The sequence below is a fragment of the Streptomyces coeruleorubidus genome (assembly GCF_008705135.1).
In the GTDB taxonomy this organism is placed as follows: Bacteria; Actinomycetota; Actinomycetes; order Streptomycetales; family Streptomycetaceae; genus Streptomyces; species Streptomyces coeruleofuscus.
Genome location: NZ_CP023694.1, coordinates 1727820 through 1752375, shown reverse-complemented (window position 1 = coordinate 1752375; position 24556 = coordinate 1727820). Strand labels below are relative to the sequence as shown.

The following is a 24556-nucleotide window of genomic DNA, read 5'->3' as shown; positions in this document are numbered from 1 at the left end:
GGAGGACCCGGCCGTGCGGTCCCGCAGATCTGGAAGGATCCCGGCATGCCCGCATCCCCGAGCACCGCCCGGGCCATCAACGACCGGCTCGCCCTGCGCCTGCTCCAGCAGGAGGGCCCGCTGACGGCGGGGCAGTTGAAGCAGCTGACCGGCCTGTCCCGGCCGACCGTCGCCGATCTCGTCGAACGCCTCACCGCCGCCGGGCTGATCACGGTGGTCGGCGAGTCGGGGGAGCAGCGGCGCGGACCCAACGCCAAGGTGTACGGCATCGTCGCCGACCGGGCGCACCTCGCCGCGCTGGACATACGCACCGAGGGCGTCGCCGTGGCCGTCGCCGACCTCGTGGGGCGGGTGCTGGCCGAGGCGTCGGCGCCCATCGGCGACGACACGGGCACGGGCCCCGCCGTGGAGCAGGCGGTCACGCTGGTCGAGCGCGTGGTGAAGGAGGCCGGCGCCGACCGGCTGCACACGGTGGGGATCGGGGCGCCCGGCCTGATCGACCCCGCCAGCGGCGAACTCCGCGATTCCTCCGGGCTGCCGGAGTGGCACCGCCGGCTCGTCGCCGCCCTCCAGGAGCGGCTGCCCGAGGCCCGGGTCAGTGTGGAGAACGAGACCAACCTCGCGGCTTTGGCGGAGCAGCGCGACGGGGTGGCGCGGGACCGGGACACCTTCGTCCTGCTGTGGCTGGGCCACGGAACGGGCGCGGCGGTGGTCCTCGACGGTGCGCTGCGGCGCGGTGCCTCCGGCGGCACCGGGGAGATCGGCTTCCTCCCGGTCCCGGGCGCGGCAGCGCTGCCCTCCTCGACGGACTGCGAGGGCGGCTTCCACTCCCTGGCGGCGTCGGGCGCGGTCGTGGACCTCGCGGCGCGGTGCGGGATTTCCGTGGAGCCGGGGCAGGAGCCGTCGGCGGTGGGGGTCGTACGGGCGGCGGCCGGTCTGGTGCGGTCGGCGGTGCGTGATGTGCGGGGGGTGGAGACGGGGGCCGGGGCGTCCGGGACAGCGAGTAAGGGCGGGGCGTCCCGGTCCATGGGCGGGACCGAGGCGTCCGTGTCCCCGAGAGCCGTCCCCGTTGCGTCCCCGAGAGCCGTTCCCGCCACCCGTTTCCTCGACGCCCTCGCCGACCGTCTCGCCGTCGGCGTCGCCTCGGTCGTCGCGATCCTGGACCCCGGTTGCGTGGTGCTCGGCGGGGAGGTCGGCCAGGCGGGCGGCGACGAACTCGCCGCCCGCGTGCAGGACCGCATCGCCCGGATGACCCCCCTGACCACGGAGGTACGGACCACCACACTCGGTGGCAGTGCCGTACTACGCGGCGCCCTCCTCACGGCCCGCGACCGCGCCCAGGAGGAACTCTTCACCCCGGGGGAGCGACCCCTACGGCGGTCGTAGCCCGGCCCCGGCGGTCACGCCCGGGACTGCCCGCTGCCCGCCCGCTCCTGCTCACCCCCGTAGCGCCGCGCCAGGTACTCCTCGAACGTGCCCGTGCCGGTCGCCCGCTGCGGCGTCAGGTGACCACCACCGCGGAAACCGCGGTACGCCGCGCCCCACAGCGGCACGTTCACGACCGCCCGGCGCCGGCCGGCCGCCTTCAGATACGCGCGGGCCAGCGACTCGAGCGTCCGCACCTGTGGCCCGCCCAGGTCCTCGACCCGCCCCGCCGGCGCCCCCGCCGCCAGTCCCGCCAGCCGGTCGGCGACCTCGGCCACCTCGACCGGCTGGTCCCGGACACCGGCCGGCAGGAACAGGACCGGCAGCTTCGACAGCCCCTGGAGCAGCATGACGAGCAGGTCATGGAACTGCGTGGCCCGCAGCACGGTCCAGTCGAGACCCGACTCCTCGACCAGCCTCTCCACCGCGAGCTTGCTCTTGTAGTAGCGGAACGGCACCCGGTCGACGCCCACGATGGAGATGTAGACGAGGTGCCGCACACCGGCCCCGCGCGCCGCGCGGACCAGGTTCGCCGCCGCCTGCTCGTCCCCCTTCGGCGACGACGCGCAGTGCACGATCGTCTCCACACCGGCGACGGCCGCGTCCAGCGCGGCACCGCCCTCCCGCAGGTCGACCGCGTACGGCTGGGTGTGCCGGCTGAGCACCCGCACCTCGTGCCCGTCCGCGCGCAGCCGCTCGACGACGAGCCGGCCGAGCGTTCCGGTGCCGCCGGTCACCAGGATCGTGGTCATGCTGTTCAGTCCCTTCGGAACGCCGACGCTCCCGGACGGAGCGCCCCTCTGCAACTGAGACCGGACAGCCCCTGCCGGATGTGACATCCCGGCGCGGTGTTCCTCGACCGCGCCCGGCGTCCCGCCCGGCGATCCGCGACCGCGCCCGGCGTCCCGCCCGGCGATCCGCGACCGCGCCCGGCGTCCCGCCCGGCGATCCGCGACCGCGTCCGGAGTTCCGCGCCTCGTGCCCGTCGCGACTGTCGTCCCGCGCCGAGCCCCGCGACCGGCCTGACGATCCGCGACCGCCTGGCGTTCCGCGCCTTGTGCCCACGGCGCGCCCGGCGTCCCGCGCCGACGATCCGTGACCGCGCCGGCGTTCCGCGACCGCGCCCGGCGTCCCGCGCCGACGACCCGCGACCGGCCGGACGCTCCGCGACCCCGCCCTGCGATCCGCGACCGCACCCGACGACCCGCGCCTCGTGCCAGGCCCGCCCGGTGCCCCGCGCCCGACGACCCGCGACCGCGACTTCGGCGTCCCCCGCCCCGCCGGCGCCCCGGCGACCCCGCGACCCCGCGACCCCGCGACCCCGCCCGGCGGCCCTACGGCCGGGTGAGCTGACGCCGCGCGAACGCCAGCTTCTCCGGGTTGACCACGGCCCGTACCCCCGCGACCAGTCCGTCGCGCACCTCGAACGCCGCCAGGCCGACGAGGGTGTCGCCCGCCCAGCTGGCGAGACCGGTCGCGCCGTTCACCTCGGTGACGGTGAACTCCAGACCCGCCGCGAACTTCGGGCCCCCGCCCGCCAGGAACCGGGCGAGCTTGGACCCGCCCTCGATCGGCCACCGGGCCGCCGTGACCTTCCCGCCCCCGTCGCTCCACCAGGTGGCGTCGGCCGCGAGCAGCTTCTCCAGCCCGGCCAGGTCGCCGTCGCGGGCCGCCGTGATGAACGACGTGACCAGCTCCTCCTGCCGCTCCGACGCGGCCTCGAACCGGGCATGCGGCTCGCCCACCCGCCGCACGGCCCGCCGGTACAGCTGGCGGCAGTTGGCCTCGCTCAGGTCCAGCACCCCGGCGATCTCCCGGTGCCCGTACCCGAACGCCTCCCGCAGCACGTACACCGCCCGCTCGGCCGGCGTGAGCCGCTCCAGCAGCACCAGCATCGCCATCGACACGGAGTCCCGCTGCTCCGCCGACTCCAGGGGTCCGAGCGCGCCTTCCGCGGTCACCACCGGCTCGGGCAGCCAGGTACCGACGTACGTCTCGCGCCGGGCGCGCGCCGAGGTCAGCCGGTTGAGGCAGAGGTTGGTGACGACCTTGGCGAGCCAGGCCGCCGGATGCTCGATCCCCGTTCGGTCGGCGCCGCTGAAGCGCAGATACGCGTCCTGGACCGCGTCCTCCGCCTCCGCCGCGGAGCCCAGCAGCCGGTAGGCGAGCGAGAACAGCCGGGGCCGGTGGGTCTCGAACTCGTCGGCGAGCGTGGTGGTCATACGCCTCACCCTGCCAGAACGCCGTCCGTGCGGCGTGGGAAGGCCCGACGGCGGGCAAGGGCCGTCGTCACCGCCGCCGGGCCGGTCCGGGCGAGATGCGCACGACCCTAGAAAGGACTAGACCACACCGTCAATAGGTGTGTACCAACCCGAGGGGCCGCCGACAAGGGTGGGTGCGCGCAGGGGAGTTGCATCGTCCGGTCGCGCTCGGGAAGGATCGGGACACGTTCTGTGAGGCACCCCACACCGTTCGCCCGTCTGGACGTCGATCAGGCGTGGCACACTGGCCATGTATCAGTAGCAGCGCACTCCGGGGTCGGTGAAAGTCCGAACCGGCGGTTACAGTCCGCGACCCGGTCGCCTCCAGCGGCCGGTTGACCAGGTGAAATTCCTGGACCGACGGTTAAAGTCCGGATGGGAGGCAGTGCGCGGCGAGCGGGCATACATGCGCGCCGCCCAAGAAGTCCGTCCTCCGGGCGGACTCCGTCCGGCGTCGTTCCCGGTGTCCTCGCTCGTACTTCTGTCGTCATCGACAGCCCCGGAGTCCGTGCCCGAAGAGGCAGGAGGACCCGGGAAGTGTTCACCGGAATCGTCGAAGAGCTGGGCGAGATCACCGCCGTCGAGACCCTCGACGACGCCTGTCGCTTCCGCCTGCGAGGCCCCGTCGTCACCCAGGGCGCGAAACACGGCGACTCCATCGCCGTCAACGGCGTCTGCCTCACGGTCGTCGATCACGAGGGCGACGAGTTCACGGCCGACGTGATGGCCGAGACCCTCAACCGCTCCAGCCTCGGCGCGCTCGAGGCCGGCTCCCGCGTCAACCTCGAACGCCCCATGGCCGTCGGCGAACGCCTCGGCGGGCACATCGTGCAGGGCCACGTGGACGGCACCGGCGAGATCCTGGAACGCAAGCCGTCGGACAACTGGGAGATCGTGAAGATCTCCCTCCCCGTGGACCTCACCCGGTACGTCGTCGAGAAGGGCTCCATCACCGTCGACGGCATCAGCCTCACCGTCGTCGACGCCGGCCCCGACTACTTCACCGTCAGCCTCATCCCCACCACCCTCGACCTGACCACGCTCGGCCACAAGCAGCCCGGCGACCCGGTCAACCTCGAGGTGGACGTCATCGCCAAGTACGTCGAGCGGATGCTCGGCGACCGCGCGCAGGGGGCGGCCCAGTGAACTGGCTCAACTCCGAGGCGTTCACGCTCTTCGGCCAGCACATCAAGTGGTCGGACATGATCGGCAACGTGATCGGCCTGCTCGCCCTCGCCCTCGGCTGGCGCCGCTCCATATGGACCTGGCCCGCCCAGTTCGTCTCCGGCCTGATCCTCTTCGCGGCCTTCGCCACCGCCCACCTCTCCGGCAGCGCCGGCAAGCAGGTCGTCGTGATGCTCGTCGCCACGTACGGCTTCTGGCAGTGGAACCGCGGCCGGCAGCAGGCCCAGGACGGCTCCATCGCCGTACGGTTCGCCACCTGGCGTGAGCGCGGGGTGCTGGCCGGCGTGGCCGCCCTCGGCACCCTCGCGGTCGGCGGCCTGTTCACGGCCTTCCCGACCCTGTCCTGGGACCCCTGGCCGGACGCGTACATCTTCGTCGGCACGATCGTCGCGATGTACGCCCAGGCCCGCGGCATGGTCGAGTTCTGGTTCGCCTGGCTGCTGGTCGACCTGGTCGGCGTCCCGCTGAACTTCGCCAACGGCTTCGCCTTCTCCGGCTTCGTCTACGTCATCTACGGCGCGCTCGTCCTGTGGGGCCTGCGCGACTGGTGGCTGCGCTCCCGTGCGGCAGCGCAGCCCGCCCTGGAAGGAGCGCCGGCATGAGCACGGCACCGATCCTGTACGGCACCGACGGCTTCGAGGACTTCGCGCTCGACCCGGTCGAGCAGGCCATCGCCGATATCGCGGCCGGCCGCCCGGTCGTGGTCGTCGACGACGAGGACCGCGAGAACGAGGGCGACCTCGTCATCGCCGCCGAGAAGGCGACCCCCGAGATCGTCGCCTTCATGATGAGCGAGTGCCGCGGCTTGATCTGCGCCCCGATGGAGGGCGAGGAGCTGGATCGCCTGAAGCTCCCGCAGATGGTCGAGGACAACACCGAGTCGATGAAGACCGCGTTCACGGTCTCCGTCGACGCCTCCGCCGCGCACGGCGTGAGCACCGGCATCTCGGCCTCCGACCGCGCCACCACCCTCCAGCTGCTCGCCGACGGCATCTCCGGCCCCGACGACTTCGTCCGCCCCGGCCACATCTTCCCGCTGCGCGCCCGGCCCGGCGGGGTCCTGACGCGCGACGGCCACACCGAGGCCGCCGTCGACCTCGCCCGCCTCGCGGGCCTGCGCCCGGCCGGCGCGATCGTCGAGATCGCCGGGGAGGACGGCACGATGCTGCGCCTGCCCGAGCTGATCCCCTTCGCCCGCAAGCACGGCCTGACGATCATCTCGATCGAGGATCTGATCGCCTACCGCCGTAGCAGCGAACCCACCGTCCGCCGCGAGGCCAGGACCCAACTGCCCACCGCCCACGGCACCTTCACGGCCTACGGCTACCGCTCCACCGTCGACGGCGTCGAGCACGTCGCCCTCGTGCACGGCGACATCGGCGACGGCGACGACGTCCTGGTCCGCGTCCACTCCGAATGCCTCACCGGCGACGTCTTCGGCTCCGCCCGCTGCGACTGCGGCCCCCAGCTCGACGCCTCGCTGGCCCGTATCCAGGCCGAGGGCCGGGGAGTCGTGGTCTACCTGCGCGGACACGAGGGCCGCGGCATCGGCCTGATGTCCAAGCTGCGCGCCTACGAACTCCAGGAGCAGGGCCACGACACCCTCGACGCCAACCTCGAACTCGGCCTGCCCGCCGACGCCCGCGACTACGCCGCAGGCGCCCAGATCCTCGCCGACCTCGGCGTGCGCGGCGTCCGCCTGCTGACCAACAACCCCGACAAGACCGACGCGCTCGTCCGCCACGGCATCGCGGTCAAGGCCCGCGTGCCGATGCCCGTGAGCGCCGGCGAGCACAACCTCCGCTACCTGCGCACCAAGCGGGACCGGATGGGCCACGACCTGCCCTGGCTCGACACGACCACCGTGCCGGCCTGCGGCAACCAGTAAGACAGCACAGCAAGTCAGCACAGCGAGAAGGCTCTGAGGAGAGACGTGAGCGGCAAGGGTGCACCGGAGCTGTCCGTACGCAATGTGGGTGACCTCCGGGTCGCCGTCATCGCGGCACAGTGGCACGAGAAGGTGATGGACGGTCTGGTCGACGGCGCCCTGCGCGCCCTGCGCGACCTCGGCATCGACGAGCCGACCCTCCTCAGGGTCCCCGGAAGCTGGGAGCTCCCCGTGGTCGCCAAGGTCCTCGCGGGCCGCGGCTACGACGCGATCGTCGCCCTCGGCGTCGTCATCCGCGGCGGAACCCCCCACTTCGAGTACGTGTGCCAGGGCGTGACCCAGGGCCTCACCCAGGTCTCCGTCGACACCGGCGTCCCCGTCGGGAACGGCGTGCTGACCTGCGACACGGAGGAGCAGGCCCTGGACCGCGCCGGCCTAGAGGGCTCCAACGAGGACAAGGGGCACGAGGCGGTGACGGCGGCCGTGGCGACCGCGGCCACCCTCCGCTCAGTATCCGAACCCTGGCGCTGACGAAAGCCGCGTGTGGCATAGGCTGAGCGACACCATGTCCAAGAAGACGTTCGAGGAGCTCTTCACCGAGCTCCAGCACAAGGCCGCCCAGGGCGACCCCGCCACTTCCCGCACCGCAGAACTGGTCGAGAAGGGCGTCCACGCCATCGGCAAGAAGGTCGTCGAAGAGGCCGCCGAGGTCTGGATGGCCGCCGAGTACGAGGGCAAGGAGGCGGCCGCCGAGGAGATCTCGCAGCTGCTGTACCACGTCCAGGTGATGATGGTCGCCTGCGGCATCTCCCTCGACGACGTCTACGCCCACCTGTAAGCCGCACCCCGTTCCCGCACGACACCACGCAAAGGAAGCCGACCTCATGCTGCGCATCGCCGTCCCCAACAAGGGTTCCCTGTCAGGCCCTGCGGCGGAGATGCTGCATGAGGCCGGCTACCAGCAGCGCCGGGAGTCCAAGGAACTGCGGATCGTCGACCCGACGAACGAGGTCGAGTTCTTCTACCTCCGCCCCCGCGACATCGCCATCTACGTCGCCTCCGGCCAGCTGGACATCGGCCTCACCGGCCGGGATCTGCTGATCGACTCCGGCGCCGACGCGGAGGAGATCCTCGCCCTCGGCTTCGCCCGCTCCACGTTCCGCTACGCCGGCAAGCCCGGCACCATCAGTGGCCTGGCGGACCTCGCGGGCAAGACCGTCGCCACCTCCTACGAGGGCATCGTCGCGGCGCACCTCGCCGACAACGGCATCGACGCCTCCGTCGTCCACCTCGACGGCGCCGTCGAAACCGCCATCCAGCTCGGCGTCGCCCAGGTCATCGCCGACGTCGTCGAGACCGGCACCTCGCTGCGCAACGCGGGCCTGGAGGTCGTCGGCGAGCCGATCATGCAGTCCGAGGCCGTCGTGATCCGCCGCACCGGCGCGGACGGTGACGACCCCAAGGTGCAGCAGTTCCTGCGCCGTCTCCAGGGCGTCCTGGTCGCCCGGACGTACGTGATGATGGACTACGACTGCCGCGTCGAGCAGCTGGAGAAGGCGGTCGCCCTCACCCCCGGCCTGGAGTCGCCGACCGTGTCCCCGCTGCACAACGAGGGCTGGGTCGCCGTCCGCGCGATGGTCCCGGCCAAGGAGGCGCAGCGGATCATGGACGACCTGTACGACATCGGCGCCCGGGCCATCCTGACCACGGCCATCCACGCCTGCCGTCTTTGAGGGGCGCGCACTGATGTCCGATCTGCCCACCCTGCCCGTCACCTTCCGGCCGGTCACCACCCGCGCGGTGCTGCTCACGGCCGCCGTCGCGATCCTCGTGGTGATCACGACCGTCGCGATGCTGCTGAAGCAGCTCGGCCCCGCGGAGCGTCTCAGCTTCGTCGTCACGGCGCTCCTGCTGGACGCGGTACTGCTCGTGCTGGCGCGGCCCAAGGTCGTCGCCGACGAGGACGGCGTCACCGTGGTCAATCTCACCAGCAAGCGCCGGCTGGAATGGGCCGAGATCCTTCAGGTGACCCTCCGGGCCGGCGACCCCTGGGTGTTCCTCAACCTCAGCGACGGCACCAGTCTGCCCGCCCTGGGCATCCAGCCCGGCCTGGCCAAGCAGCGCGCCATCGCCGACGCCCGGGCCCTGCGGGCGCTCGTCGAGACCCGTTCCGTCGCGAGCCCCGAACGGCATCAGAGCTGACGCGTGGCAATCCGCACGGCGGTCGCCACTGCCGCACCGGGCGGTGTCTTGATTAATCTGTTGGCGGAGGCGCTACGGACGCGCCTCCGCCCCTGCTGCCCCGCCCGGTGCGCAGAGGCTTCCTGCTAACCGAGGAGTGACCCCCTCCGGCGATGGACGGATCGTCCTGCAGTACCTGCGCCGCCCCCTGCCGACATAGCGCGGACCGTGTCCGCGACCGTGCGGAGGCGGCGGCATCATGACCATCCCCCTGCTGCTTCTGGCAGCCGCGTTCCTGCTGATTCTCGCCAACGGATTCTTCGTGGCGGCCGAGTTCGGACTCGTGACGGTCGAGCGGCCGGAGGCCGAGAAGGCCGCCGCCGAGGGCGACCGGCGCGCCCAACGCGTCGTCGAATCACTCAAGGAACTGTCCTTCCAGCTCTCCGGCACCCAGCTCGGCATCACCATCACCTCCCTCGTCGTCGGCATGCTCGCCGAACCGGCGCTGGCCGAGCTGCTGCACGGCCCGTTCACCTCGATCGGCGTCCCCGAGGGTGCCGTCTCCGGTGTCACGGTCGTCGTCGGCATGCTGCTGGCCTCCGCCGTGCAGATGGTGATCGGCGAACTCCTGCCCAAGAACTGGGCGGTGTCCAGGCCGCTCCAGGTCGCCCGCTTCGTCGCGGGCCCGCAGCACGTCTTCGCAGGGCTGTTCCGGCCGGTCATCGCCGGCCTCAACGCCGTCGCGAACCGGCTCGTGCGCGCCCTGGGCTTCGAGCCCGCCGAGGAACTGGCCTCGGCCCGCACCCCCGGGGAACTCGTCTCCCTCGCCCGCCACTCGGCCCGGGCCGGCGCCCTGGAACAGGACACGGCCGATCTCTTCGTCCGGACCCTGTCGCTGGGCGAGCTGACCGCGCAGCACGTGATGACGCCGCGCGTGAAGGTCAGCGCCCTCCAGTCCTCGGCCACCGCCGAGGACGTGGTCAACCTGACCCGCGCCACCGGCCTGTCCCGCTTCCCCGTCTACCGGGAGAGGATCGACGAGGTCGTCGGCATGGTCCACCTCAAGGACGCCCTGGCGGTACCCGTGCGGGACCGGCTGCGCACCCCGGTCGGCCGCATCGCCCGCCCGGCGCTGCTCGTCCCCGAGACGCTGCCCGTACGACCGCTGCTCGCCCGTCTGCGCAGCGAGCAGCCGATCGCGGTCGTCGTCGACGAGTACGGCGGCACGGCCGGTGTCGTCACGCTGGAGGACATCGTCGAGGAGATCGTCGGCGAGGTCCGCGACGAGCACGACGGACACGACCTGCCCGAGCTGGCCTCCGCGCCGCCGGAGGACGGCAGGCCCGCCTGGGACGTCGACGGCAGCTGCCGGGTCGACATCCTCCAGCGCATAGGCCTCGAGGTGCCCGAAGGCCCGTACGAGACCGTCGCGGGTCTGATCGCCGACCTGCTGGGGCGTATCCCGGCCGTCGGCGACAAGGCGGAACTGCCCGGCTGGCGGCTGTCGGTACGCCAGGTCGGCCACTACCGGGCCGAGCGGGTCCGGCTGGTCAGAACGGCCCCCGTCGCCATGGTGGAGGCAGCCCGATGAGCGTGCTCCAGCTGACCTTCGCCGCACTCCTGGTGCTCGCCAACGGCTTCTTCGTCGGTGCCGAGTTCGCGCTCGTCTCCGTACGCCGCAGCCAGATCGAACCCCTCGGCACGGCCCGCGCCCGGCAGGTCCTCTACGGCCTCGAGCGGCTGCCGCAGATGATGGCGGCGGCCCAGTTCGGCATCACGATCTGCTCCCTCACCCTCGGGGCGGTCGCCGAACCGACCGTCGCGCACCTCCTGGAGCCGGTCTTCGAGTGGGTCCACCTGCCGCACGGCATGATCCACCCGCTCACCTACGTCATCGCCCTCGCCGCCGTGGTCTTCTTCCACCTCGTCATCGGCGAGATGGTCCCGAAGAACCTGGCGATGGCGGCCCCCGAGAAGGCCGCGCTGTGGCTCAGCCCCGGCCTGGTGTGGTTCGCCCGCTTCTGCAAGCCGATCACCGCCGCCCTCGGGGCCTGCTCCCAGGGCATCCTGCGGCTCTTCCACGTCGAGCCCAGGGACGAGGTCGAGGCCGTCTTCACCAGCGAGCAGCTCAACCGGCTGGTGGAGGACGCCGGCCAGGCGGGCCTGCTCGACCCCGAGGAGGCCGAAAGCCTGGAGGACGCCCTGGAGCTGGGCTCCCGCCCGGTGACGGACGTCCTGCTGACCCGCGAGTCACTGGTGACGGTCAGCCCGTCGGTCACCCCCGGCCGCATCGTCGAGCTCACCGCCCGCACCGGGTACTCCCGGTTCCCGGTGGCCGCGGAGAACGGTGTGTTCATGGGCTACCTGCACGTCAAGGACGTCCTCGACCTGGAGCACTCGGACCGGGCCGTGCCGCAGCAGTTGTGGCGGCCCATGACGACGCTGCGGTCCGAGCTGCCGTTGGACGACGCGCTGACGGTGATGCGGCGGGCGGCGACACACCTGGCCCAGGTGGCCGACGCGTCCGGGAAGGTGCTCGGGCTGGTCGCGCTGGAGGACGTGCTGGAGCTGTTGGTGGGGGAGGTGCGGGATCCCGCGCACCGGGAGGTGCGAGAGGTCAGGCTGACCGAGCCCAGGTCCGGCGAGGAGGTGCTGGCGACGTAGCTGCGGTCGGGTGGGGGCAGGCGGTGGACCTCACAGTCCGGGCGGATCCTGCGGCCCCCGCCCGGACAGCACCTCCCCGTACGCCTGCATCAGATCCGGCAACCGCAACGTCGCCAGGTCCTCCCTGCCCAGCACCCCGGGATACACGGACAACCGCAGATCCCGGTACGCGCAGCTCTTCTCGTACAGCGTCCGCAGGAACCGCCCGTTGCCCAGCTCGTCGATCCACCCCTGGTCCACCACATGCCCGGCGATGGAGCGCAGCTCGTCGAGGGCCTCCTCGTCCCACAGGTCGCCGTTCTCCGCGGCGAGGACCTTGCCGATCTCGGTGAGTTCGAGGGGCCGGTAGGAGGGGAAGTCGACGCGGGAGGTGAAGCGGGAGGACAGCCCGGGGTTGGCGGCGAGGAGGCGGTCCATGCCCTCGGGGTAGCCGGCCAGGATCACCACGAGATGGTCGCGGTTGTCCTCCGCCCGTTTCAGCAGCACCTGGAGCGCCTCGTCGCCGTACGCGTCCCCCTTCCCGTAGCCCGAGTTGGACAGCGAGTACGCCTCGTCGACGAAGAGCACGCCGCCGAGTGCCGAGTCGATCAGTTCGTTCGCCTTCACGGCCGTCTGCCCGAGGTACTCGCCGACCAGGTCGGCCCGCTGCGCCTCCACGAGATGGTCGCCGCCGAGCAGGCCGAGGGCGTAGAAGACGCGGCCGAGGATGCGGGCGACGGTGGTCTTGCCGGTGCCGGAGGGGCCGGAGAAGACGAAGTGCCGCTTGGGCGGCTGGACCGGCAGGCCCTGCCCGGCCCGCAGCCGGGCCATGTTCAGCTGTGCCGACAGCGCCTTGACCTGGCGTTTCACCGGCTCCAGACCGACCATGCGCTCAAGCTCGGCGAGCGCCGACTCGAGCAAGGCGGGGTCGGTGGGCCCGGCGGGCAGCGACGGCGCCGGACCGGTCCGCGAGCGCACCGCGGGGTCGGTGAGTGGCGGCAGGGGAGCGGAGGCCGGCGGTTCGGGATCGGGCAGTCGCAGGTCGCGGCCCTCGATGCCGAAGAGCGGGTCGAATCCGTCCGGGCCGTCCACGGCGTCCTGCCCGGCGCCGGTGAGTGTGATCGCCGCCAGGTCCGTGGAGTCGTCGTACCCGTCTCCCTCGGCGATCGCGGCGAGCCGGGCGGAGGTGTCCATGAAGGCAGGGTCGACGCGGTGCACGGCCCGGTACAGGGGGAGCGCGGCGGCGCTGCGGCCGGTGCCCTCGTGAGCCCGGGCCAGCCAGTAGCGCAGCTCCTTGCGCTGGGGCTGCTCGCTGCGGCAGCGCATCAGCGCGGCGGACAGCAGCGGTTCGGCCTGCCCGTACATCTCCAGGCGGACCCGGGCCATGCCGCCGAACAGGCCCGCCTCGATGCCGAGCATCGGGTCGTCGAGGAGCGGATCGGTGTGGCGGACGAGCTGCTCCCAGTCCTTGACCAGATAGGCGCGGCAGGCGTGCAGGAAGCGGACGTGGGCGTCCGTGTCCACCGGCGGCAGCCCGGCGAGGGCGCGGTCCAGCTCGGGGACGTGGCGGCCGTCCAGCCAGTGGGAGGCGTGCGCGAGCAGCAGGTCGCGGGGGCTCTCCAGCACGGGCTGCACCCACCAGCCCAGCCAGTACCAGGAGTTGAGGGTGCGGTGATAGCGGGCGCGCTGCTCCCCGAAGCGGTCCCGGTGCCGGAACATCCTGAGCAGCGCGGTCGTCGTGTCGACGCGCAGCGCGTGCAGCCCGAGCCAGCCGTCGGCCATCCCGGAGTCCATCCGCACGGCGGCGCGGAACTCCTCCTCCGCCTGCGGATAGGCGCCCATGGTGTAGGCGTCCACGCCTCGCAGCCAGGCGAGGTCGGCCGGGGCCTGCGGGCCCTGCGTGCCGAAGTCCATCACGTCCCCCACGAACCGTGCCCCCGTCGGTATGCCAACGAGCCGTCCCCCGGCCGGCTGCCCTGCTCGAACCGCTGTGCCACGGACCGGAGTTGCAAGGTGAGCGAAGCAACCGTCCGTAGGTCGCAACGAAGGCATCGTACCTGCGGGGGCGGCGCCCCCGTAGGGTGCCGCACGCTGCGTTCGGCGAGGTGGGAGCGGATGCGGCGCCCTCCCGCACGGTGACCGAGGGTGAGCACTCGGCGGCGCGCGGCACCCGGAAAACCGGAAGAAGACAGAACGAAGCCCCCGATCACGGGGGAACAACCGGGGGCTTCGCGTCTGTGGGCGACTCAAATGGCCGCACATTGAGAACGTAAGACCTGTACGGGCCCCCGGTCAAGCCGAGTTGAAGCACTCCGGCAAGTTGTTCCGCAAGGCCCTTCACAAGTTCAGCACACTGCGGGTGGTTCGTCACCCTGAGTGAGGGGCTGGTCCGGTCCAACAGGCCCCCCAGGCCCCGGAGTCACCTCATACCCCTTCTCTCGCTGTCGTACCAGGAGATCGGCGAACGGCCGCGAGGGATCGTCGGCGAAATGCCGGCGTTCGGCCGGTACCCATCCGTTCCAGAACTCCCGCTGTTCCTCCCCGTCCCGCGACCTTCCCCGAGCCCAGGCCTCCTCACGGGGCAGCTCCATCCACAGCAGCAGGGCCAGGTGGGGCCGCAGGGCCCGGCGTCCCGCACCGACGCCCTCGACGAGGACCACCGGAGCGGGCGGCAGGGGGCGCGGCGGGCCGAAGTGGCGGGCGCGCCAGTCGTAGGGGGCGTAGTGCGCGGTCCGGCCGTGGGCCAGCGGCTCGATCACCTGGTCCAGCAGGCGCCCGGTCCAGCCGAACAGTTCGTCGTGGGTGGCGATGTCGTCGAGGCGCAGCACCGGCGCGCCACCCAGTGCCACGGCCAATTGCTCCGCGAACGTGGTCTTTCCGGAGCCGGCGTGCCCGTCGACGCCGACGAGACGGACCGGGCCGCAGGAAGGGGGGAGGCGGCGGATCCGGGAGGCCAGGTCGCGGACGGCGGACCCCGGTGCGGGGCGGAAGGGCGGATTCATCTCGCGCAGCACTCTAACGACGGCGCCCCGGGCGCGTGCCAGTGGTCGACGCCAATATTGGTGGGCGTGGCGCAGGCCGAAGTGCTGGCGGGACCCGGCGGGCTGTGCTGCTATGTGGCGCATACACGTGTGCGACCGACCGTGCCACGGACCTGCCCCGCCCCTGCCCGACTCCGACTTCCGGGGGTACCGCCATGCGCAGAGCCGAACAGCCGTCCCGCAGAACCGTCCTGGCCGCCGCGGTCACCGCCGCCGTCGCGGCGGGCTCGAGCCGGGCGGCCGCCTACACCGAGGAGCCCATGACGACCGACACGGCGGAGACCGCCCGGGCGGTCCCGGCCCGCACCGTGGACAACCGGGCCTGGGTCTCGTACGGCGACTGGTACGGCGGCACCGCCAAGGGCACCACTGCCGTCGCGGGCGCCCGCCCGGGCGTGGTGATCACGAGGCCCGCCGGAACCACCGACTACACGGACCCGCACACCGGCGCCACCGCCCGCTGGGAGTACGGCACCTGGACTTCCCCGGTCCACCGGCTCGCCGTCCCCGCGACGGAGGCGATCGTCTCCTGGAACGCGCGCACCCCGGCCGGCACCTGGCTCCAGGCGGAGATCAAGGCCGCCTACACCGACGGCACCAGCACTCCCTGGTACGTGATGGGCCGCTGGGCGGCAGGCGACCAGGACATCCGGCGCACCTCGGTCGACGACCAGAGCGACGGCAGGAGCACGGTCTGGACCGACACCCTGGCGATCGACGACCCGTCGACAGGCCTGCGCCTCGCCTCGTACCGGCTGCGCCTGGCCCTCTACCGCAAGCCCGGCACCAAGGCCACGCCCACCGTGTGGCGGCTCGGCGCGATGGGCTCCGACGTACCCGACCGGTTCACCGTCCCGGCGTCCGTGCCCGGCCTCGCCCGGGAACTGATCGTCCCGCGGTACTCGCAGGAGATCCACAAGGGCCAGTACCCCGAGTACGACAACGGCGGCGAGGCCTGGTGCAGCCCGACGTCCTCCCAGATGATCATCGAGTACTGGGGCGGCCGGCTCACGCCGGAACAGCTGGCCTGGGCGGATCCGTCGTACGCCGATCCGCAGGTGTGCCACGCGGCCCGCTTCACCTACGACTACCAGTACGCCGGCTGCGGCAACTGGCCGTTCAACGCCGCCTACGCGGCCACGTTCAAGGACCTCCAGGCCGTGGTCACCCGGCTCGGCTCGCTCACCGACCTGGAGAAGCTGATCGCGGCGGGCATCCCGGCCATCACCTCCCAGTCCTTCCTGAGGGAGGAGCTGACCGGCGCCGGGTACGGCACTGCTGGGCACCTGATGACCGTCATCGGCTTCACCGGCGACGGCGACGTGATCGCCAACGACCCGGCCTCGGAGAGCAACGAGGCCGTGCGGCGCGTCTACCGGCGGCGCGAGTGGGAGAACATCTGGCTGCGGACGAAGCGGTACAACGCCTCCGGCAAGGTCGTCTCCGGCACGGGCGGTGTCTGCTACCTGTACTTCCCGGCGCGCCCGAACGCGGCCCAGCGCGAGGCGCTGACGGCCGTGGGCGTGCGCGTGTGACCAACCTCTCGGCCGCACAAGCCGCTTCCGGTGGCAAAGTAGACAGGCCCTCCGGGGAAGTCCCTCCACACCATCGAATCAGCGAGAAGCCATGACCGCGCACTCTGTCACCGCAGCCCGCGTCCGCACCGGCGGCCCTCAGGACGACGGCCCGAAGATCGTCGAGCACATCGCGGGCTGGACCCTCGTCGTGGTCCTCGCGATGCTCGTGACCCAGCTCGGGCTGCTGTGACCGGACGCGGCGTGCTGTGACCTGACCCACGACCCGGCCCTCCGGCCTGCCATACTGCGGATGTCCCGCCTCGCCGCCCGTTGGAACCAGGGTCGAAATTGAATATCAGTCCGCAACCTGCCGCGCGTCCGAGAGCCCGCGGCACCGAGCGCTCGCTGGCGCGCCGTGCCGAACTCATCGCGATCGGGCGGAGGTTGTTCGCCGACACGTCCTACGACGCCCTGTCGATGGACGACATCGCCCGGCAGGCGCACGTCGCCAAAGGGCTGATCTACTACTACTTCCAGTCCAAGCGCGGCTACTACCTGGCCATCATCCAGGACTCGGTCACCGACCTGGTCACCCTGGCGGCGAGCGGACACGAACTGCCCCCGGTCGACCGGGTCCAGCGCACCATCGACAGCTATCTGCGCTACGCCGAGCACAACCAGGCCGCGTACCGCACCATCGTCAGCGGTGGCGTCGGCTTCGACACCGAGGTGCACGCCATCCGTGACGGCGTGCGCGCGGCCATCGTCGCCACCATCGCCGAGGGGGCGTACGGCCGCGTCGACATCACCCCCCTGGCGCGCATGGGACTGCTCGCCTGGGTGTGCGGTGTCGAGGGCACCACCCTCGAATGGATCGACCGCCCCGAACTGCCCCGCCAGACCATGTGCGAGCTGCTGGTGAAGGGGCTCGGCGGCGCCCTGCGCGCGATCGAGGACCTGGACCCCGCCTACCCGGCTCCGGAGGCCGCCCGCCAGGGCGCGTGAGCCGGGGGGCGGAGGCACCGTCACGGTCCCTCCGCCCCCGGTCGTCCAGGCTTACTTGATGGCCTTGATCAGCTCACCGCTCGCCGTGTCGCCGCTCAGCTCCCAGAAGAACGTGCCGCCCAGACCCTGCTGGTTCTTGTAGTTCATCTTGGTCGCGATGGTCGCCGGGGTGTCGTAACTCCACCAGTCGCTGCCGCACTTGGCGTACGCCGTGCCGGCCACCGTCCCCGTCGCCGGGCACTTGGTCCTGAGCACCTTGTAGTCCTCGATGCCCTGCTCGTACGTGCCCGCCGCCGGGCCGGTCGCGGTGCCGCCGGGTGCCGACTGGGTGACGCCGGTCCAGCCGCGGCCGTAGAAGCCGATGCCCAGCAGCAGCTTCGACGCGGGGATGCCGAGGCCCTTGAGCTTGGCGATGGTCGCCGAGCTGTGGTTGTCCGCCTTCGGTATGCCGGAGTACGAGGTCAGCGGGGAGTGCGGGGCCGTCGGGCCGGCGGCGTCCCAGGCGCCGAAGAAGTCGTACGTCATCGGGTTGTACCAGTCGACGTACGGGGCGGCGCCCGCGTAGTCCGCCGCGTCGATCTTGCCGCCCGGGGTGGCGTCGGCGGTGATCGCCGCGGTGACCAGGTTCTTCGGACCGAACTTGGCGCGCAGCGCCTGCATCAGGTTCTTGAAGGCCGCCCTGCCGCTGGTGTCGCAGGTGGCGCCGCAGGCGTTCGGGTACTCCCAGTCGATGTCGATGCCGTCGAAGACGTCGGCCCACTTGGAGTTCTCGACCAGGTCGTAGCAGGACTGGGCGAAGGCGGCCGGGTTCTTCGCGGCCTCGCCGAAGCCGGCCGACCAGGTCCAGCCGCCGAAGGACCACAGGACCTTGAGGTTCGGGTGCTTACGCTTCAGCTCGCGCAGCTGGTTGAAGTTGCCGCGCAGCGGCTGGTCCCAGGTGTCGGCCTTGCCGTCGACGGACTCGGCGGCGGTGTAGGCCCGGTCGGTGGCGGCGTAGGCGTCGCCCATCGCGCACTTTCCGCCGGTGACGTTGCCGAAGGCGTAGTTGATGTGCGTGAGCCTGGCCGCGGAGCCCGACGTCTCGATGTTCTTGACGTAGTACTTGCGGTCGTAGGTGCCCCATTCGGTGAAGTACCCGATGACCTTGGTGCCGGCGGCCTTGGCCTGGGGAGCGGCCTTCGTACCGGCGGCGGCCTCCTGAGCCGAGGCCGCCGCCGTCGCGGTCGAGGTGCCCGCGCCGGCGAGCAGGCCGGCGCCGAGAACGGCACAACAGGCCGCTGTCACGACGGCCCGGAATCGGGAGCGTTGGGGGTTGTGCATCCGGTGTCTCCTCGGGGGAGAGGGGAGCGCGCGCCGATTGGCATGAACGCGGTGAATCGTGGGCGAAACAGTAGGAGGACTAGACCAGTCCGGTCAATGGTTCGGACCAATTTCGCCCGTCGGGGCGCACTCGGGTATTTCTTGAAGTAAGCGGTCGTTAACTGGTGACGGGATGCCTCCGATCGGGCATACTCACAGCGCAGAGCCGCTGGTCAGCAGCTTCCGAGACCCGGGACTGCAAGCATCGGCCAGGCACCAGAACGACCAGGCGGCGCCGCCCCCACCCACGGGCCCGTCCGCCAGTGCCCGACAGGGAGGAGAGCGTCGCCATGCCCGACCGCGCCCCGCAGCCGGTGGACCGGCAACTGCCCACGGAGGAGGCCCGGGACCTGATCTCGTTGGTCCGCGACATCGCGCAGCAGGAGATCGCCCCGAAGGCGGCCGAGGAGGAGGACGCCGGCCGCTTCCCGCGCGAGCTGTTCACCCTCCTCTCGCGCTCCGGCCTGCTCGGTCTGCCGTACGACTCCGAGTACGGCGGCGGCGACCAGCCCTACGAGGTCTACCTCCAGGTCCTCGAAGAGCTCGCCGCGGCCCGCCTCACCGTCGGCCTCGGCGTGAGCGTGCACACCCTGGCCTCCTACGCGCTCGCCGCGTACGGCACCAAGGAGCAGCAGGTCGAGCACCTGCCCGCGATGCTCGGCGGCGGCCTGCTCGGTGCCTACTGCCTCTCCGAGCCGCACTCCGGCTCGGACGCGGCCGCCCTGCGCACCAAGGCGGTGCGCGACGGCGACGCCTGGGTGATCACCGGCACCAAGGCCTGGATCACGCACGGCGGCATCGCCGACTTCTACACGGTCATGGCGCGCACCGGCGAGGAGGGCCCGCGCGGGATCACCGCGTTCCTGGTACCCGGCGACGCGCCGGGGCTCAGCGCCGCGCCCCCCGAGAAGAAGATGGGCATGAAGGGCTCGCCCACCGCCCAGGTCCACTTCGACGGCGTACGCGTCGGTGACGACCGGCGTATCGGCGAGGAGGGGCAGGGCCTCGCGATCGCCCTGTCCGCGCTCGACTCCGGGCGGCTCGGCATCGCCGCGTGCGCGATCGGCGTGGCGCAGGCGGCCCTTGGAGAGGCACTGGCGTACGCCACCGAGAGGCGCCAGTTCGGCAAGCCGATCGCCGACTTCCAGGGGCTGCGCTTCATGCTCGCCGACATGGCGACGCAGATCGAGGCGGGCCGGGCGCTCTACCTGGCGGCGGCGCGACTGCGGGACGCGGGCCGGCCGTTCGCCATGCAGGCGGCCATGGCCAAGCTGCACTGCACCGACACGGCGATGCGGGTCACCACCGACGCCGTGCAGATCCTCGGCGGCTACGGCTACACCGCGGACTTCCCGGCGGAGCGCTACATGCGCGAGGCGAAGGTGCTCCAGATCGTCGAGGGCACCAACCAGATCCAGCGGATGGTCATCGCCCGCCATCTCGTGGGTCCAGAGGGACGCTGAACTGGTCGAGGCCCCGCCAGGGCGCCGCGAGCCGCGTCCACTCCGGGTCGTGCCGACCCGGAAGGGTGCGGCCGTGCTCGGCCCAGGCCCGCATCAGGTCGCGGTAGATCGGCGGGTCCTGGTGGCGCGGCGCGGTCGGCCGAACCGATTCTGCGGGGGGCGGGACGAACAGGAGGCGTTGACGCCCGGTCGCTGAGGAGATGGGGGTCATACCAGGGCAACGCGGAAGAGGCCGGACAGGTCACCCGCGGGCGGAATCGGGCGTGCGTTCAGGGGCGTTGTGGTGCCCGGTCACGTGCCGACGGCCTTGTGAGCCAGCGGGGGGAGCCGCGTCCGGTGGCGACCTGGCCCCGGATGCACTGATCCCGCACCACGGCGGACCGCGAGCCGTGGTGCGGGGCAGTCACTGGGATGGGGCGAGCGGGCGGAGAAGGCCCGCGCTCAGGCCGCTTGGCGGCGCATGACGGGGACCCTGAGGGGGCGTGAGCCCGGGCCGCCGACGTGCGAGAAGGGCTGCGTCCGCCAGTCGAGTCCCTGAGGGAGCGTCAACAGCAGGGCGGTGTCCTGCTCCTGGGGTTCGACGGACTCGTCCGCGGGGCGGGCGTCCGTGGCCCTGCGGCCGGTTCCGGCACAGACCGTGAGTCCGAACGGGTTCCACGGCGAGGCGCACAGCGCGTGCTCCGGCAGAACCTCCTCGTCCGCCAACAGGGCGATCGGCTGTGCGCAGTCCGGGCAGACGACCCGGAACATCTCGAAGGTGTCGTAGGCGTCGAGTTCGTCGTCGAAGGTGTCGGGTTCGACGCCCTCCGGCTCGGGCTCGACGACGAGCTGCTGCCGCTTGGGTGCGGTGCGACCTGGGCGCTTAAGACTCTGCATTGGGTTCTCCCCCTCGGGCTGGGCCGTATCAGGCACTGCGGCCTCGACCACAGCAAGCACTTCCCGTCCCCCCTGGGCGGTAATCACGAGAACATTACGGAGACTGTTCGAGCCCTGTGGCGTTCGTCACATGCCGCACGCAGGTGCCCACTGAGGGGGGTTTGTCCCCCGGACGGCTGACAGCCGCCGCGGGCCAGATCACGAACCGGTGGTGGCCTGGGCCGCTCAGGTATCGGAGGAGATCAACCGCACTGTAGGTTCTTGCGCCATGGAGGAGCTGGACCGACAGATCGTGCAGCTGCTCGTCAAGGACGGGCGGATGAGCTACACCGACCTGGGCAAGGCCACGGGCCTGTCCACGTCGGCCGTGCACCAGCGGGTGCGCCGGCTGGAACAGCGTGGCGTCATCCGCGGCTATGCCGCGGTCGTCGACCCGGAGGCCGTCGGTCTGCCCATGACCGCGTTCATCTCGGTCAAGCCCTTCGACCCCAGCGCGCCCGACGACATCGCGGACCGCCTCGCGGACGTGCCCGAGATCGAGGCGTGCCACAGCGTCGCGGGCGACGAGAACTACATCCTCAAGGTGCGGGTCGCGACGCCGCACGAGCTGGAGGAACTGCTCGCGCGGGTGCGGTCCTTGGCGGGGGTGTCCACGCGGACGACGGTGGTGCTGTCCACACCGTACGAGGCGCGGCCGCCCAGGATCTGACCGGTGGTCCCACCCCTTCGCGGGGCGTGGCAGCGAGGCCTGTGAAACTGTGCTCCATGAGTGAGTCCAGTACGCCGCCCCAGACCGTTCTTCTCCGTCGGGGAGAGGTCCACAGCCCCGCTGATCCGTTCGCCACGGCGATGGTCGTCGAGCGAGGGCAGGTCGCCTGGGTTGGTTCCGAGGGTGCCGCCGACGCCTTCGCGGACGGGGTCGACGAGGTGGTCGATCTCGACGGAGCGCTGGTCACCCCCGCGTTCACGGACGCGCACGTGCACACCACGGCCACCGGGCTCGCCCTCACCGGCCTGGACCTGTCCGGCGCGCCCTCGCTGGAGGCCGCCCTCACCCTCGTACGGGACTTCGCCGCCGCCCGGCCGGACGACCGTGTACTGCTCGGACACGGCTGGGACACCGCCCGCTGGCCCGGCGGCCGTCCCCCGACGCGAGCCGAACTCGACGAGGCCACCGGCCACCGGCCCCTCTACCTCAGCCGCATCGACGTCCACTCGGCGGTCGTCACGACGGCCCTGCTCGACCTGGTCCCCGACGCACCCCGCGAGGACGGACCGCTCACCGCCGACGCCCACCACGCCGTCCGCGCCGCGGCGTTCGCGGCCGTGACGCCCCGGCAGCGCGCCGACGCCCAGCGCGCCGCCCTCGCGCACGCCGTCTCGCTCGGCATCGGCACGATCCACGAGTGCGCCGGCCCGGAGATCTCCTCCGAGGACGACTTCACCGGCCTGCTGCGCCTCGCCGCCGAGGAGCCCGGCCCGCGCGTCGTCGGCTACTGGGCCGAGGAGGACGTCGCCAAGGCCCGGGAGCTGGGCGCGGCCGGCGCCGCGGGCGACCTGTTCGTCGACGGCTCCCTCGGCTCGCACACGGCCTGCCTGCACCAGCCGTACGCCGACGCCGGCCACACCGGCCGGGCCTACCTGGACACCGCCGCCGTCGCCGCCCACGTCGTGGCCTGTACCGAGGCGGGCCTCCAGGCCGGCTTCCACGCCATCGGCGACGCGGCGGTGGACTCCGTGGTCGACGGTGTGCGGGCCGCCGCCGAGAAGGTCGGTCTCGCCCGTGTCCGGGCCGCCCGCCACCGGGTCGAGCACGCCGAGATGCTCACGCCCGAGGCCGTCGCGGCCTTCGCCGAACTCGGTCTCACCGCCTCCGTCCAGCCCGCCTTCGACGCCCTGTGGGGTGGCGAGGACGGCATGTACGCGCAGCGACTGGGGATCGAGCGGGCGCGTGCGCTGAACCCCTACGCGGCGCTGCTGCGCGCCGGTGTGCCGCTCGCCTTCGGCTCCGACAGCCCCGTCACCCCCCTCGACCCCTGGGGCACGGTGCGAGCCGCCGCCTTCCACCGCACGCCGGAGCACCGCGTCTCCGTGCGCGCCGCTTTCACGGCGCACACGCGCGGCGGCTGGCGGGCCGTCGGACGCGACGACGCCGGCGTCCTGTCGCCGGGCGCGCCCGCCGACTACGCGGTGTGGCGCACCGGCGAGCTGGTGGTCCAGGCCCCGGACGACCGGGTCGCGCGCTGGTCGACGGACCCCCGCTCCGGCACCCCCGGCCTGCCCGATCTGACCCCTGGCCACGACCTGCCCGTCTGTCTGCGCACCGTGGTGGGCGGACGCACGGTCTTCGTACGGCCGGGCGAGTGATCTACGGGGGTGGCGCGCGGGCGATCGGGCGCCGGGCCCCCGTCGCGCGACCTGGGCATCCTCCGCACTGACCAGGGCTTTGCCGGGATACGCGCAGGTCAAACGCCTGTTGACAGGCGGCCGCAGGAGGCCGGTAGGTTCGGCCGAGTCCACCACCGGACGCCCGACCGGGGAACGTCCGCGCACTCGCCGCAGCGCCGCCGGGTCAGGGACGGTGTGCCGCACCGGGGCACCGCCACTGGGAGCCAGGCTCAGGCCGGCACGGCGCCGAGGCAGCGTTCCGGCCGGTCGGGGAGGTGTGACCCGGGTGGGGCCCGGGAGCTCAGTAGACAACGGCTTTCGGTCGATCCGCAGCCAGCGGATCCCAGGTCGGCCCGAAGGGCACTGGGCCCCCATCCGCCGTACGCTCGCACCCGGAGGCGCATTCTTACCCGCCTCTGGCGGATTCGACACCACTATTCGAACGTCCTGTCACGTCATCGCAGGCCGGGCCCACTATGGTGGACCCCTGCGTACGGACATGAAGGGGCATCAGTGAACGACGGCGACGGAACCCTCGCGGCAGGAGCCCAGGGGAGGAAGTTCGGCCCGCTCGGCACGGCCTTGGTGATCATCCCGACCTACAACGAGGCGGAGAACATCAAGAGCATCGTCGGCCGGGTGCGCGAGGCCGTCCCCGAGGCGCACGTACTCGTGGCCGACGACAACAGCCCGGACGGCACGGGCAAGCTGGCCGACGAGCTGACCGTCGACGACGACCACGTCCACGTGCTGCACCGCAAGGGCAAGGAGGGCCTGGGCGCCGCCTACCTCGCAGGCTTCCGCTGGGGCCTGGAGCGCGACTACGGCGTGCTGGTCGAGATGGACGCCGACGGTTCCCACCAGCCCGAGGAACTGCCCCGACTGCTCACCGCCCTGAAGAGCGCCGACCTGGTGCTCGGCTCGCGCTGGGTGCCCGGCGGCCGGGTGGTGAACTGGCCGAAGTCCCGCGAGGTGATCTCCCGGGGCGGCAGCCTCTACTCCCGGCTGGCGCTCGACCTGCCGCTGCGCGACATCACGGGCGGCTACCGCGCCTTCCGCCGCGAGACCCTGGAGGGCCTCGGCCTCGACGAGGTCGCCTCGCAGGGGTACTGCTTCCAGGTCGACCTCGCGCGTCGCTCGGTCAAGGCCGGCTATCACGTCGTCGAGGTGCCGATCACCTTCGTCGAGCGCGAACACGGCGACTCCAAGATGAGCCGCGACATCCTCGTCGAGGCGCTGTGGCGGGTCACGGCGTGGGGCGTGGGGGAGCGGGTCGGGAAGGTCACGGGCCGCGGCGGCAAGCCGTCGAAGCCGTAGCCGGCGA

Annotated in this window: 23 protein-coding genes and 1 riboswitch; of the genes, 17 read left to right on the top strand and 6 right to left on the bottom strand. The window is 72.1% G+C overall.

The features are described 5' to 3' along the window. Nucleotides 1-45: 45 nt before the first annotated feature. On the top strand, nt 46-1386 hold the full coding sequence (locus CP976_RS08185; protein WP_150479741.1) for an ROK family transcriptional regulator: 1341 nt from the start codon (nt 46-48) through the stop codon (nt 1384-1386). A gap of 14 nt (nt 1387-1400) precedes the next feature. Here CP976_RS08185 and CP976_RS08180 read toward each other — a convergent pair whose 3' ends face one another. Both CP976_RS08180 and CP976_RS08175 read right to left on the bottom strand, forming a co-directional pair. Continuing rightward, on the bottom strand, nt 1401-2177 hold the full coding sequence (locus CP976_RS08180; protein ID WP_150479740.1) for an SDR family oxidoreductase: 777 nt from the start codon (nt 2175-2177) through the stop codon (nt 1401-1403). A gap of 582 nt (nt 2178-2759) precedes the next feature. Further along, nucleotides 2760-3647 (bottom strand): RNA polymerase sigma-70 factor, encoded by an 888-nt coding sequence (locus CP976_RS08175; protein WP_150479739.1) that lies wholly within the window; start codon nt 3645-3647, stop codon nt 2760-2762. Nucleotides 3648-3948: 301 nt separating this feature from the next. Then, nucleotides 3949-4079: riboswitch (FMN riboswitch) on the top strand. A 144-nt stretch (nt 4080-4223) separates the two neighbouring features. Between CP976_RS08175 and CP976_RS08170 the strand changes: the two genes are divergently transcribed. The 9 genes from CP976_RS08170 (at nt 4224) to CP976_RS08130 (ending at nt 11604) form a co-directional block, all read left to right on the top strand. Continuing rightward, nucleotides 4224-4832, top strand: coding sequence for a riboflavin synthase (locus CP976_RS08170; protein ID WP_150479738.1), 609 nt, complete (start codon nt 4224-4226; stop codon nt 4830-4832). Further along, nucleotides 4829-5473, top strand: a complete 645-nt coding sequence (locus tag CP976_RS08165; protein WP_086851260.1) for a nicotinamide mononucleotide transporter family protein — start codon at nt 4829-4831, stop codon at nt 5471-5473. The genes CP976_RS08170 and CP976_RS08165 overlap by 4 nt, the downstream gene beginning before the upstream one ends. After that, nucleotides 5470-6759 carry a bifunctional 3,4-dihydroxy-2-butanone-4-phosphate synthase/GTP cyclohydrolase II gene (locus CP976_RS08160; protein WP_150479737.1) on the top strand — a complete coding sequence of 430 codons (1290 nt, stop codon included), beginning with the start codon at nt 5470-5472 and terminating at the stop codon, nt 6757-6759. The genes CP976_RS08165 and CP976_RS08160 overlap by 4 nt, the downstream gene beginning before the upstream one ends. Before the next feature lie 45 nt (nt 6760-6804). Then, nucleotides 6805-7290: a 6,7-dimethyl-8-ribityllumazine synthase gene (gene ribH, locus CP976_RS08155; protein WP_150479736.1), complete on the top strand. Its 486-nt coding sequence runs from the start codon at nt 6805-6807 to the stop codon at nt 7288-7290. Nucleotides 7291-7324: 34 nt separating this feature from the next. Continuing rightward, nucleotides 7325-7597, top strand: a complete 273-nt coding sequence (locus CP976_RS08150; protein WP_150479735.1) for a phosphoribosyl-ATP diphosphatase — start codon at nt 7325-7327, stop codon at nt 7595-7597. A 46-nt stretch (nt 7598-7643) separates the two neighbouring features. Further along, the gene (gene hisG, locus CP976_RS08145) at nt 7644-8492 is read left to right on the top strand and encodes an ATP phosphoribosyltransferase (RefSeq protein ID WP_150479734.1); all 849 of its coding nucleotides are present in this window, start codon (nt 7644-7646) and stop codon (nt 8490-8492) included. Nucleotides 8493-8505: 13 nt separating this feature from the next. Next, entirely contained in the window at nt 8506-8961 is a 456-nt protein-coding gene (locus CP976_RS08140) for a PH domain-containing protein (RefSeq protein WP_150479733.1), read from the top strand. 238 nt (nt 8962-9199) lie between these two features. Beyond that, on the top strand, nt 9200-10531 hold the full coding sequence (locus CP976_RS08135; protein ID WP_150479732.1) for a hemolysin family protein: 1332 nt from the start codon (nt 9200-9202) through the stop codon (nt 10529-10531). Beyond that, nucleotides 10528-11604 (top strand): hemolysin family protein, encoded by a 1077-nt coding sequence (locus tag CP976_RS08130; RefSeq protein ID WP_150479731.1) that lies wholly within the window; start codon nt 10528-10530, stop codon nt 11602-11604. The genes CP976_RS08135 and CP976_RS08130 overlap by 4 nt, the downstream gene beginning before the upstream one ends. A gap of 30 nt (nt 11605-11634) precedes the next feature. Here CP976_RS08130 and CP976_RS08125 read toward each other — a convergent pair whose 3' ends face one another. Further along, nucleotides 11635-13497: an AAA family ATPase gene (locus tag CP976_RS08125; protein WP_150485271.1), complete on the bottom strand. Its 1863-nt coding sequence runs from the start codon at nt 13495-13497 to the stop codon at nt 11635-11637. Nucleotides 13498-13928: 431 nt separating this feature from the next. Next, complete coding sequence (locus tag CP976_RS08120) at nt 13929-14585, bottom strand: uridine kinase family protein (RefSeq protein ID WP_150479730.1); 657 nt, start codon at nt 14583-14585, stop codon at nt 13929-13931. Between the two features lie 194 nt (nt 14586-14779). On the opposite strand from CP976_RS08120, the gene CP976_RS08115 reads away from it, so the two are divergent. The 3 genes from CP976_RS08115 to CP976_RS08105 all read left to right on the top strand — a co-directional run bounded on the left by CP976_RS08115 (nt 14780) and on the right by CP976_RS08105 (nt 17146). Further along, nucleotides 14780-16159, top strand: coding sequence for a peptidase C39 family protein (locus CP976_RS08115; protein WP_150479729.1), 1380 nt, complete (start codon nt 14780-14782; stop codon nt 16157-16159). Between the two features lie 91 nt (nt 16160-16250). Next, complete coding sequence (locus tag CP976_RS08110; protein WP_150479728.1) at nt 16251-16391, top strand: SCO1431 family membrane protein; 141 nt, start codon at nt 16251-16253, stop codon at nt 16389-16391. A gap of 98 nt (nt 16392-16489) precedes the next feature. Further along, nucleotides 16490-17146 (top strand): TetR/AcrR family transcriptional regulator, encoded by a 657-nt coding sequence (locus tag CP976_RS08105; protein WP_150479727.1) that lies wholly within the window; start codon nt 16490-16492, stop codon nt 17144-17146. 51 nt (nt 17147-17197) lie between these two features. On the opposite strand, the gene CP976_RS08100 is transcribed toward CP976_RS08105, so the two are convergent. Continuing rightward, complete coding sequence (locus CP976_RS08100) at nt 17198-18466, bottom strand: glycoside hydrolase family 18 protein (RefSeq protein ID WP_150479726.1); 1269 nt, start codon at nt 18464-18466, stop codon at nt 17198-17200. 329 nt (nt 18467-18795) lie between these two features. Between CP976_RS08100 and CP976_RS08095 the strand changes: the two genes are divergently transcribed. Beyond that, nucleotides 18796-19968 (top strand): acyl-CoA dehydrogenase family protein, encoded by a 1173-nt coding sequence (locus tag CP976_RS08095; protein WP_150479725.1) that lies wholly within the window; start codon nt 18796-18798, stop codon nt 19966-19968. 441 nt (nt 19969-20409) lie between these two features. Here CP976_RS08095 and CP976_RS08085 read toward each other — a convergent pair whose 3' ends face one another. Next, nucleotides 20410-20844 carry a hypothetical protein gene (locus tag CP976_RS08085; RefSeq protein ID WP_150479723.1) on the bottom strand — a complete coding sequence of 145 codons (435 nt, stop codon included), beginning with the start codon at nt 20842-20844 and terminating at the stop codon, nt 20410-20412. A 268-nt stretch (nt 20845-21112) separates the two neighbouring features. Here CP976_RS08085 and CP976_RS08080 point away from each other — a divergent pair, with 268 nt between their 5' ends. The 3 genes from CP976_RS08080 (at nt 21113) to CP976_RS08070 (ending at nt 24549) form a co-directional block, all read left to right on the top strand. Continuing rightward, complete coding sequence (locus tag CP976_RS08080) at nt 21113-21553, top strand: Lrp/AsnC family transcriptional regulator (RefSeq protein ID WP_010046337.1); 441 nt, start codon at nt 21113-21115, stop codon at nt 21551-21553. A gap of 56 nt (nt 21554-21609) precedes the next feature. Next, nucleotides 21610-23211 carry an amidohydrolase gene (locus CP976_RS08075; protein WP_150479722.1) on the top strand — a complete coding sequence of 534 codons (1602 nt, stop codon included), beginning with the start codon at nt 21610-21612 and terminating at the stop codon, nt 23209-23211. A gap of 534 nt (nt 23212-23745) precedes the next feature. Continuing rightward, on the top strand, nt 23746-24549 hold the full coding sequence (locus CP976_RS08070) for a polyprenol monophosphomannose synthase (protein ID WP_150479721.1): 804 nt from the start codon (nt 23746-23748) through the stop codon (nt 24547-24549). Nucleotides 24550-24556 lie beyond the last annotated feature (7 nt).

Coding starts and splice junctions, on each gene's coding strand:
- CP976_RS08185 (WP_150479741.1), top strand. CDS start 46: ATGCCCGCATCCCCGAGCACCGCCCGGGCCATCAACGACCGGCTCGCC.
- CP976_RS08180 (WP_150479740.1), bottom strand. CDS start 2,177: ATGACCACGATCCTGGTGACCGGCGGCACCGGAACGCTCGGCCGGCTC.
- CP976_RS08175 (WP_150479739.1), bottom strand. CDS start 3,647: ATGACCACCACGCTCGCCGACGAGTTCGAGACCCACCGGCCCCGGCTG.
- CP976_RS08160 (WP_150479737.1), top strand. CDS start 5,470: ATGAGCACGGCACCGATCCTGTACGGCACCGACGGCTTCGAGGACTTC.
- CP976_RS08150 (WP_150479735.1), top strand. CDS start 7,325: ATGTCCAAGAAGACGTTCGAGGAGCTCTTCACCGAGCTCCAGCACAAG.
- hisG (WP_150479734.1), top strand. CDS start 7,644: ATGCTGCGCATCGCCGTCCCCAACAAGGGTTCCCTGTCAGGCCCTGCG.
- CP976_RS08140 (WP_150479733.1), top strand. CDS start 8,506: ATGTCCGATCTGCCCACCCTGCCCGTCACCTTCCGGCCGGTCACCACC.
- CP976_RS08135 (WP_150479732.1), top strand. CDS start 9,200: ATGACCATCCCCCTGCTGCTTCTGGCAGCCGCGTTCCTGCTGATTCTC.
- CP976_RS08130 (WP_150479731.1), top strand. CDS start 10,528: ATGAGCGTGCTCCAGCTGACCTTCGCCGCACTCCTGGTGCTCGCCAAC.
- CP976_RS08125 (WP_150485271.1), bottom strand. CDS start 13,497: ATGGACTTCGGCACGCAGGGCCCGCAGGCCCCGGCCGACCTCGCCTGG.
- CP976_RS08120 (WP_150479730.1), bottom strand. CDS start 14,585: ATGAATCCGCCCTTCCGCCCCGCACCGGGGTCCGCCGTCCGCGACCTG.
- CP976_RS08115 (WP_150479729.1), top strand. CDS start 14,780: ATGCGCAGAGCCGAACAGCCGTCCCGCAGAACCGTCCTGGCCGCCGCG.
- CP976_RS08110 (WP_150479728.1), top strand. CDS start 16,251: ATGACCGCGCACTCTGTCACCGCAGCCCGCGTCCGCACCGGCGGCCCT.
- CP976_RS08100 (WP_150479726.1), bottom strand. CDS start 18,466: ATGCACAACCCCCAACGCTCCCGATTCCGGGCCGTCGTGACAGCGGCC.
- CP976_RS08095 (WP_150479725.1), top strand. CDS start 18,796: ATGCCCGACCGCGCCCCGCAGCCGGTGGACCGGCAACTGCCCACGGAG.
- CP976_RS08085 (WP_150479723.1), bottom strand. CDS start 20,844: ATGCAGAGTCTTAAGCGCCCAGGTCGCACCGCACCCAAGCGGCAGCAG.
- CP976_RS08080 (WP_010046337.1), top strand. CDS start 21,113: ATGGAGGAGCTGGACCGACAGATCGTGCAGCTGCTCGTCAAGGACGGG.
- CP976_RS08075 (WP_150479722.1), top strand. CDS start 21,610: ATGAGTGAGTCCAGTACGCCGCCCCAGACCGTTCTTCTCCGTCGGGGA.